5 protein-coding genes are annotated in these 6668 nt (G+C 49.4%); 1 reads left to right on the top strand and 4 read right to left on the bottom strand.

Annotated features, from left to right (window positions below; genetic code table 11):
• Positions 1 to 13: 13 nt before the first annotated feature.
• The 3 genes from A3848_RS00340 to fabD are packed head-to-tail and all read right to left on the bottom strand — an operon-like array spanning position 14 to position 4200.
• Positions 14 to 1186: a zinc-dependent alcohol dehydrogenase gene (locus tag A3848_RS00340; RefSeq protein ID WP_074082876.1), complete on the bottom strand. Its 1173-nt coding sequence runs from the start codon at positions 1184 to 1186 to the stop codon at positions 14 to 16.
• Positions 1187 to 1218: 32 nt separating this feature from the next.
• Positions 1219 to 1884, bottom strand: coding sequence for a class I SAM-dependent methyltransferase (locus A3848_RS00335; RefSeq protein ID WP_074082874.1), 666 nt, complete (start codon positions 1882 to 1884; stop codon positions 1219 to 1221).
• 21 nt (positions 1885 to 1905) lie between these two features.
• Positions 1906 to 4200 (bottom strand): ACP S-malonyltransferase, encoded by a 2295-nt coding sequence (gene fabD / locus A3848_RS00330; protein WP_074082873.1) that lies wholly within the window; start codon positions 4198 to 4200, stop codon positions 1906 to 1908.
• 444 nt (positions 4201 to 4644) lie between these two features.
• Between fabD and metK the strand changes: the two genes are divergently transcribed.
• Positions 4645 to 5883, top strand: a complete 1239-nt coding sequence (metK, locus tag A3848_RS00325) for a methionine adenosyltransferase (protein WP_074082871.1) — start codon at positions 4645 to 4647, stop codon at positions 5881 to 5883.
• Between the two features lie 84 nt (positions 5884 to 5967).
• Here metK and loaP read toward each other — a convergent pair whose 3' ends face one another.
• Positions 5968 to 6543: an antiterminator LoaP gene (gene loaP, locus A3848_RS00320; RefSeq protein ID WP_074082869.1), complete on the bottom strand. Its 576-nt coding sequence runs from the start codon at positions 6541 to 6543 to the stop codon at positions 5968 to 5970.
• Positions 6544 to 6668: the final 125 nt, after the last annotated feature.

Below are 6668 nucleotides of genomic sequence, written 5' to 3'. Positions count from 1 at the left end.
CGTCTGCTCCTCCTTACAAGTCCCTGGTTCTTCCGCCGGCGACAGAAGAGGTTGACATATGCAGCATCTGTTTCTGCAGATCAATGAGAACTTTGCAGTTCTCATTCTCCACCTTCTCATGATGCTGCAGCATATCCCTGATCTCACTCAAATCGTCAACCACTTGCGTCACAATATCCTCCAGATGAATCCTTCCCGCTTTTTGCAGCGCCAGGATTTGGCTGAATGCGCCGCATAAATGCCCGCGCGACCCAATAATTTTGATTTCATTCGTAATCATATGATCCACTGCGGTAATCTCCAGGGGAATGCCCTTGCGACCCAGTAAGACAACTCGGCCGTTTTCGCTGACATGTCTGAAGATCCGGGTAACATTCTCCACAATGGCAGAGGTTTCAAATACGACGTCGATTTTTCCAGGGGGACTAGACATAAATTCCTCAGGTGTATACACATAATCCGCCCACTTTTTGGCAAAATCCCGCCGAAACTCAATCGGTTCGATGATGTGCACCTCTGATGCTCCGAATACCTGCTTGCTTAACATCGCGGTTAATAAGCCAATCGGGCCTGCACCAAAAATGACCGCCACCTCCCCCGCCTTTAATGCAGCATTCTCGCACGCCACATAGGCGACCCCTGCAGGCTCAATATTGGCTGCGGCCATGAGATCCCGCTCATCATTAATATAGTCCGTAATGTTGTGCGCAATAGATGCCTGCACATCAACGAATGTTCCGAACAAGCCGTCCTTCTCCAGTCCCAGCAGCTTGGCATGCTTGCACTGGTTGAACTTTCCTCGCTTGCACACCTCGCATACATGACAGACGATGATCGATTCCAGCGCAACGAACATGCCCGGCTTAAGATGCTTGACATGATCTCCGACTTCGATTATTCGGCCAACGCCCTCGTGTCCGATCACCCTTCCCTCTTCAGGAATTTCGAGGGGAGACGTACAGCGGATATACCCGGTTTCCGGATGATTCGTAGTCAGATGCAGATCCGTCCCGCATATTCCTACATAATGCATCTGCAAGCGGATTTCATCGGGGGCCAACCGGGACAGCACCCTATTCTCCACACATACACGCACATTCTGATAGATTTGGTTAGGCAACGGATTGGCTACTCCAGGAACCGGATTTTTGTCAGCCCGTACAAGTAGAGTCCTAGTTTCAACCATATGAAATCCCTCTTTCCTCAATATAGTGTGTGTTACTTGTTGCGAATGGCCAGTGTCAAACCGTCTCCAATCGGCAGCATGCTCACAGTAACCCGGTCATCTTGGTGAATCGTCTTGTTGATGCTGCGTATCTCTCTTACGTCCGGACCCTGGTTCCACTCGTTAATGACGCTGCCCCCCCACAACACATTGTCAACGCCGATCAAACCGCCGGGACGAACCAAACGAATGGCACGCTCATAATATGCTGTATAGTTTTCTTTATCCGCATCAATGAATATAAAGTCGAAATAGTTGGCATAGTCTCTGGATAGCAGATCGTCCAACGTATCCAGGGCAGGCGCCAAACGAAGATCAATTTTGTGGGCTACCCCTTCCTCTTCCCAATAGCGGTACCCCATCCTTGTCCACTTGTCGTCAATGTCACAGGCAATGATACGCCCATCCGAAGGCATCGCCATCGCCATCAGCAGTGTTGTATAGCCGGTAAAAGTACCGATCTCTAATATGCGCTTGGCACCGATTAACTTGACCAGCAAGGCAATGAACTGGCTCTCCTCAGGCGGACTCTGCATGGCGGACAACAGCATACGACCGGTCTCCTCGCGCAGCTTTCTGGCAGGTTCTGGCTCCCGCAGAGATACCTGAAGTAAATAGTCATACAACTCGTCTGTCAGGTTTAACGCACGCTTTCCCATCCTTAACTCCTCCTGAATTTTCTAATTCTGAACAGAACCGGTCATTCTTCCAACATGCTCATTCATCCAGTCAGCGGCTGCATGCATCAGTTTGTCGGCGATTCGATCCACATGCCTGCTGCGCCAATTCTCCAGATCTGTGTCTGCCACCCACCGGTTGAAGGCCCCCATCGCCGGTCCGCAAAAAATCTGGTAATCCACCTTGTTCTCACTGCTTCCGCTGCGGGCCAGCCGGTCGGAACGGTCGAAGTACCATTTGAATACGAGCGCCATTCTATATTTCGCATCATGGTCGGCCTTGTCCAACTCCTCATCTGTACATGAGAGCTTAAGTTCTTCGTAGATTTCTTCGAAGCTGCGCTTAAAATAACGCTCCTGGACCATGCTCTTGCTCTTGGCGTCCAGCTCTTCCAACGAATCATACAGGCGGTACAGCTCATACAGCTTGTTGGCCCTTGCCGGGAAGAACAAGCCTCTCTTCAGCACCTGGGCCTGCGCACCGATTTGAAACAGATCGCCTAGCGGAACCGAAGCTACATCCTGCACATTCATGCGTTGAAGCAGCTCTTTTACCTCAACGCTTGTTCCCGCTTCTACGGTACACTGGTTGATGGAACCGGTCATGACGAAGTCAGCGCCGATCATGAAGGCCGCTGCGGCAGCCTCAGGCACACCGATTCCCCCTCCTGAGCCGACCCTTATCCTTCTGCCATACCCGTATTTACTCATCAGCTCGTCCCGGAGCTTCCGGATAACGGGCAGTAATACCCAGGCAGATCCATGATCGGTCGGTCCTCCCGAATCGGCCAGTACGCAAACATCGTCTGCCATAGGCATGCTTCGCAACCGATCGGCCTGCTCTGCGGTTATGCTGTTATCTTGAAGCAGCTTGTGCAGCAACGGCTCTGGAGCCGGACTCATAAAGGCCTCCGCCACTTCGGGCCTGGATACCTTGGCGATCAATTTGTTGCCGGCCGTAATGCTGCCATCCGCTTCTCTGTTAAGCCCGGCAGCCCGATAGAGCACCAACGATCTTGTTATGCCAATAAAGGATGCCACCTCCAGCACCTTCACCCTGTGATGCAAGAGCAGTTCAAAAACGGCTTTTTCTTTATGGGGATCAAATGGATCATGAACCACATTCACTCCGTATGTATGCTTTCCGTTCAATTCCAGTTGCAGGGACTGAATCATATCGGCAATCTGCGGGATGCCAAGGCCTTTCGTACCTATAAATCCCAAATAACCCGATTTGCTGAGCCGTGCCGTCATCTCCACAGAGGATATTCCATGATGCATCCCCCCGGCATAGTACGCCGCTTTAAGCCCGTAATCTCTTTTGAATTCGGCATCACCCAAGTCAGCAGCGGTTATGGAGGCGCTTGTGGGTGCATTGCCAGCTTGCTTCCATTCGTCCTGCTCCGGCTGGCTGTCCTCCAGATCGCCTCCCTGCAACATATCGAGTGGAGGCGCTTCCTTTCTGATCTGGTCCACCAGCTTCGTCAGAACCTTGCCCGGACCAATCTCCTCGAACTCCTCTACTCCCATTGCCAGCATATACCGGACACAGTCCGTCCAATTAACGGTATGCGTAATTTGATCGGCAAGATTGCGCTTGAGATCGGCCTGACGGTAGGGCCTGGCATAGACATTGGAGATCACCGGAAGTTCACAGCGCTTGAAATCAAATCTGTCCAAATATACACTGAACTGCTGCCGCGCCTCCTCCATATATCTGGAATGGAACGCACCGCTCACATTCAGAGGCACAACCATCCGTGCTCCCGCTGTCTCCAGAAACGGCATCGCCTGTTCAATATCCTGTTTGAGTCCTGAAACAACAATCTGCGTCGGCATGTTGAGATTGGCGATATCAATCCCGCCAAGGCCGTTCTCTGAGAGAACCTGGCTCACCTTCTCTGCCCCCAAGCCCAATACAGCCGCCATTCCTCCTCCCGAAGCACGGCTCATCAGCTCTCCCCGCTTTTGGACAAGCATTAACCCGGTTTCAAAATCAAACGCACCGGACGCCAGAAGTGCATTGAACTCGCCTAAGCTATGCCCTGCCACAAAATCAGGTCGCTTGCCCGTCGCTCGTACCTTTCTCATGTAACTTAATGCATTGACGACATACAAGGCAGGCTGGGTATACGCAGTCTGACCTAATTTGTTCTGAGTGTCCGCCAGACAAAGCTGTTTGATTGAATAGCCAAGTATACGGTCAGCCTGAGCCGTTAACTCAGGAAATTCATCGAATAATGCCTCCCCCATACCGAGATGCTGAGAACCTTGACCAGGGAACACGAACGCTTGCATCATTGCATCCTCCTCTTATTCTCGAAATTAGTATAGTCGGCCATGGAATCAGTGACCCTTACTCCATGACAAAAAAGACCTATCCGTCTCCCGGATAGGTTTAATTCATCAATATTATCAATTAATGTATAATAATTACAGAAAAAGAAGGTGCAGGTTCCCCCATTCATCTGCTGTAGGCCACACACTACGGATCGATACAGCTATGTCGCATCATTCTGACCAACGTGCCGAAACAGCGATTGGCTCGACGTGATTCGTTAAGAAAACACAACGAGGAGATACTTACATATTTTTGATCTATTAATCTTTAATATAAAATAGTCCATATAATAATTCAATATACATATATACCCACTTTGTGTCAATATATAGTATTTTCGTAGAGTTTGTGTTACAATTCCAGGGATTATTGTTAAATATTAATCTTTCTCGTCGAAAGGAATGATTTGTGTGGAAGACCGTCATTTATTTACATCCGAGTCCGTAACCGAAGGCCACCCGGACAAGATGTGCGATCAAATCTCTGATGCCATACTCGACGCAATTCTGATGCAGGACCCCAACGCAAGAGTAGCATGTGAAACCGCGACCTCGACAGGGCTCATGCTGGTGACCGGTGAGATCTCAACCTCAGCTATGATCGACTACCCGCAAATCGTTCGCAACACCATCCGTGAGATTGGCTACACGCGGGCAAAACTCGGCTTCGACTGCGATACCAGCGCGGTGCTGATAGCCGTCAATCAGCAATCCCCAGACATAGCCATGGGTGTCGATGTTGCCTTGGAAGCTAAGGAAGGACAAATGGAAGAGGATGAACTGGAAATGATCGGGGCAGGCGATCAGGGACTTATGTTCGGCTTTGCCTGCAAAGAGACTCCTGAACTTATGCCGATGCCCATTATGCTGGCACACAAGCTCGCCAGAAGATTAACCGAATTGCGCAAAGCCAAGACCCTTTCTTATTTGCGGCCGGATGCGAAGACTCAGGTTACAGTTGAATATGAGAAGGACAAGCCGATCCGCATTGATACGGTGGTTATCTCCACCCAGCATGACCCAAACGTTACATTGGAGCAGATCAGACAAGATATGATTAGCTTTGTTATTGAACACGCTATACCGTCTGAATACCTGGATGAATCCACTAATATTTTTATTAACCCGACCGGCAGATTCGTGATCGGGGGGCCGCAGGGGGACGCCGGTTTAACCGGACGAAAGATCATTGTCGATACATACGGCGGCTATGCAAGACACGGCGGCGGAGCCTTCTCCGGCAAGGACCCGACCAAGGTAGACCGCTCCGGAGCTTATGCCGCAAGATACGTTGCCAAGAACATCGTTGCCGCCGGCTTGGCCGAGAAATGCGAGATTCAGATTGCCTACGCAATCGGAGTGGCCAAACCTGTGTCCATCATGGTAAATACCTACGGCACTGGAACCATTGCCGATCGTGAGATTGTTGAGTTAATCAGAGGTCTCTTCGATCTTCGACCAGCCGGCATTATCAAGATGCTCGATCTTCGCAAGCCCATCTACCGCGGAACCGCCGCCTACGGACATTTCGGCAGAAATGACCTAGATGTGCCGTGGGAACGCACAGACAAAGTTGAAGCTCTGCAAGCTGCAGTGGAAGCCCTGCTTACAAGCGCCCAAATCGCATCCGCTAACGCATAATGTGCTGCTGAATCTGATCGGACAAGAGAATCGGCACACTTATGTATATTAATGCCGTTGCCGATCCTCCTGTCCGCTTTCTCACTATTCGACAATATCCAGCATTTCAATGCCTACATCCAGCCACTTCTCGCTTCCCATAAATTCCAGAGATATTCGCGCACGTTTTTTATGTTTGTCAATCTTTCTAATTATTGCTTCTTTTCCCTTTAACGGGCCATCACATACAATTACTTTCTTGTTCTCCACATACAAAGTGGAATAATCGATGATATCATCAGTTCCTGCCAGCTCCAGAATCAAAGCAATTTCCTCTTCATCAATCTTAGAGAATGAATAGACTTCAAGAGCATCTTCCAGACTGTTGATCGACTGGTTCGCAGTAGCCTTAGCCTTACAGTTGTCGAATTGGTTGAGAAGACGATAGAATCTGGGGACTCGTTTTAGATCATAATACGTTTGCACAGTCATCAGCGTATGCACTAATACATATCCAGGAAACATTGTTTGGCAAACCTCATAGGTCTTTCCTTGTTTACGTTGCTTTAACTTCCGCTTGGGGACAACCGCATGCACCACCGTCTTATCGAAAAACTTGTGGATCATCTTCTGAACTAAATCTTCTTGTCCTGCTTGCACGTACAACGCGTACCAATTCATCCCTCTTCGTCTACCTCCCATCAGGTAACTAAAGCCTTAAGCCGTGAAAAAATTATAATTTTTAACTATATTGTTTTTAACTATAATCTCTTCCAACTATATACATATTACCCTGTGTTTGTTGT

Origin of the sequence: Paenibacillus sp. P32E (genome assembly GCF_001909085.1) — a bacterium.
Classification (GTDB): domain Bacteria; phylum Bacillota; class Bacilli; order Paenibacillales; family Paenibacillaceae; genus Paenibacillus_AQ; species Paenibacillus_AQ helianthi.
Note: the sequence above shows the minus strand (reverse complement) of the source record. Positions and strands in the feature narration are given on the sequence as shown.

Bases quoted from the DNA above. Each gene is read 5' to 3' on its own strand.
- A3848_RS00340 (WP_074082876.1), bottom strand. From the start codon at position 1,186: ATGGTTGAAACTAGGACTCTACTTGTACGGGCTGACAAAAATCCGGTT.
- A3848_RS00335 (WP_074082874.1), bottom strand. From the start codon at position 1,884: ATGGGAAAGCGTGCGTTAAACCTGACAGACGAGTTGTATGACTATTTA.
- fabD (WP_074082873.1), bottom strand. From the start codon at position 4,200: ATGCAAGCGTTCGTGTTCCCTGGTCAAGGTTCTCAGCATCTCGGTATG.
- metK (WP_074082871.1), top strand. From the start codon at position 4,645: ATGATTTGTGTGGAAGACCGTCATTTATTTACATCCGAGTCCGTAACC.
- loaP (WP_074082869.1), bottom strand. From the start codon at position 6,543: ATGAATTGGTACGCGTTGTACGTGCAAGCAGGACAAGAAGATTTAGTT.